This is a genomic window from Methanolobus psychrotolerans (assembly GCF_002243045.1).
Classification (GTDB): domain Archaea; phylum Halobacteriota; class Methanosarcinia; order Methanosarcinales; family Methanosarcinaceae; genus Methanolobus; species Methanolobus psychrotolerans.
On record NZ_MBKP01000043.1, the window covers coordinates 1 to 3,225 of the forward strand.

At 38.5% G+C, this 3,225-nt stretch carries 1 protein-coding gene and 1 pseudogene; both read left to right on the plus strand.

The window, feature by feature from the left end; all coding sequences use genetic code 11:
* Positions 1 to 717: hypothetical protein (locus BB781_RS15820; protein WP_164997880.1), on the plus strand; the 717-nt coding region annotated here is incomplete at its 5' end.
* Positions 714 to 3,225: pseudogene (locus BB781_RS12520) on the plus strand (hypothetical protein); the annotation flags it as partial. The gene BB781_RS15820 and the pseudogene BB781_RS12520, both read left to right, overlap by 4 nt.

Consider the following 3,225-nt stretch of genomic DNA (forward strand, 5'->3'; position numbering starts at 1 on the left):
CAATCATTTTCATTAATCATTACTACAAAACCAAAAGTAGAGATCTACTCAGACAAGGAAGGAGCAAATGTTTATGTCAACAATGAAGATGGTTTTGGAATAGCTGATGCGGTAATTGAAAATGGAGTTGCAGAGTTATGTGCTTATGAAGGAGAGAATATCATTACAGTTGGCGATGACAATTGGTTATCATGGTTAATACCTTCAAAGCAGAGTATTGACTGTTCTGTAACAAAAGGAAATCTGCAAAGAGGGTATGTTTACTTTGGATCATATGACTTGGAACTTACCAGTGGTTATCAATTCATATCCTTGCCATTTAATGCATCTGCATCTACATTATTTAGTTCATCTTACGTGGAAAAGATAATAGGTTTCAATGATCTGGTTCCTGTGGAGTTAGATTCTTCCTGCACGTTAGAAAAAGGTCATTCTTACCTAATAGAAACATCTCAGGCAACAACTATAGAAATAGATACTATTGCAAATGAATTTGGAACTGTAACTATTGATGGTTGTGGCCTGATAGGTGCACCTTCTGCAAGTACAAACCTGTCTGATATGTTAATAAACATGGATTATGATATTAATTCAAGTATTTTTTACAAGTATAACACTACAGGCAATATTTTTGAAGTTTTGTATACTGATACTCAGATAGATCCAGGGGAAACTCTTTTTGCAATTTCAACTGAAACGTTCGGGGTGAACATATGAGATCTATCTCTAATTGTTTGTGCATAACTTTCACAGCAATATTGCTATTCAGTTCATTAATTACAATCGGATCGGCATCTTTAGACGGAACATATGTTCCAGTATCCACGTCATTTGACTATTCACCTTACGGTGATTATTTAGGATTCTACGATGAGGACAATGATCCTTATTTGATAGCTTATTATGACAATGGGCCTTCAGGTGTGAGCAGCAGCGACAGCTTACTTTCAGAATCATGGGCAGTTCCTGTTCTGATAGATGATGACTCAATAGAGATTGTATCCTGGTCTGGTACAGCTTTGGAAGATGGATATTCTTTAGATGTGGTAACTAATACAGAACATACAAGTACAATTAATATACGAAAAGATGGAACTGTTATTGACACTGAGGGAATGTACGTTGGTGATACTTATATTTATAGGAAGGATATTACTTTAAACGGCAATGAAGTTGAGGATTTTCCTATTTTAATTTTTACTTTAGATTCAATTTACACTGGAGAATCTTATTGGGCCGGAATAACTGGAATATTCCAATTATCAGAAACTGCATATGAAGTAGAGCTCGATAGATCAGTCGATGTCAGTTCATGGAGTATGAACATCACAGCACCGGATTCCATTCAGGACCTAACCATTGGTATTGACCAGAGCGCTACTGATAAACTGGACACAGGCGATAAATGGAGTCTGCCTCCATATCCGATCAACAAGACCTTCTTAATGCTTGACAGAGCTTACGCTAAGAATATAAAACCAGGAGTTGATGGAACAACCTGGGACCTTATGGTAATAGTGCCAGAAGGTGAAACCACTTCACTTAGTTGGGACTCAGATGCTGTAGATGGTGTCTATGTGCACATAATGGCTGGTACATCTGAACTAAGTTCAGGGCAAATAATTGGAGAGGGTAAGCATACATATACTATCTACGCTACATATGGTGAATCATTTGATCCTATTCCATCAATAAATATAGATTCACCATCACGCACAATATTGAGGGATTTCACATTATCAGGTACTATTGTAGATGATAATCTTGAAAGTGCACAGTACAGCGTAAACGGTCAGGAATATACTCTTTCATATTCAACAAGTAGTGGAGTCGTTTCTTTCAATCAGGAACTTAATCTGGTTGATGATGATTATGTAGTTGAGGTCATAGCTTTTGATTCTGGTTCGACCAATCGATCGGTGAGCTTCGAGATTGATAACACTGCCCCTGACACAAATATGAGTATTGATGTAAGAGGTGACAATACACTGATCTCTGTCTCTGCATCTGATAGCAACGCATTGTCAGTAGTTCAATGTATTGTAACAGGTACTGATTATATTGACAGGGACAGATTGGTCATCCGTAATTCAAATAGCTTTGATGAACTGTTCAAATTCTATGGCCTGGATGTAGGTACTTATTCTGCAACAGTTTATGTGGAAGATTGTGCAGGTAACATAGCTTATATGTCTGAAGATTTTGATATAATTGATTCATATGCACCAGAGATTACAATTGATTCACCAGAGGAAGGTGTTACCTATGGTAGTTTCCCATCTATCAATGTAACAACTGATGAAGAAGCAACTTTTGCCTACTCATTAAATGGCAATAACTCCAATACAACATCTGGGCTTGAATCTTATATTGTAGAAGGTGCGAACACACTCGTGGTCTATGCCACTGATTCGGTAGGAAACACAGCATCAGAAGATGTTACATTTTACTACCTTATTGAGGAAGAAGATTGGAATCCATGGAATGATATTGATTCCGAAGATGGTGCGTTAATAGCAACATCAGAATTGCAAGAAGCCATACACTACTGGTTAATCGATTCACCTCTTAGTAACGGTGAAGTAGTAACAACTCGAAGGCTTCAATATCTGATTTCTTGCTGGCTAAATAATGAGATTTGTGAAGGAGAATCTGTAGCTGAAGCTGAGGAATCGTCATCTGGAAGTATGGCATCGATTACAGCCAACAGGACTGTTTCCAGCTACAACGTCACACTGAACAGCACCTTTACGGTAACTGTAGAAATGACTCCCGACCTGAGCATAAAAGCCCTTCTTCTGGATGAAGACTATCCAGATGACTGGAATATAACTAATATAGACGATGATGAACGTTCATTCAAGAACCTGACGAATGAATGGATATGGCCGTCTACTATCTCAGGCGGTGAGAACTGTACGGTCGTATACAATGTCACAGTGCCTGCTAACCTCACAGGAGGCATGTATAACATTTCAGGCAATGTCTCTGCTTATGGAGTAAATGTTACTGAAGTTAGTGGAGATACTGAGGTTTACTTGATGGACGACTGGAATCCGTGGAACGACTGGGATTCCGAGGATGGCAGGTATATTTCACTCAGTGAAATCCGGGAGGCTACGGTATATTGGAAATTCAGCGCACCTATTCCAAGAACAGGGCATATTATCTCATTGAGTGAAATGCGGACTATGATTGTGTACTGGAAATACAGCCAACCAATGT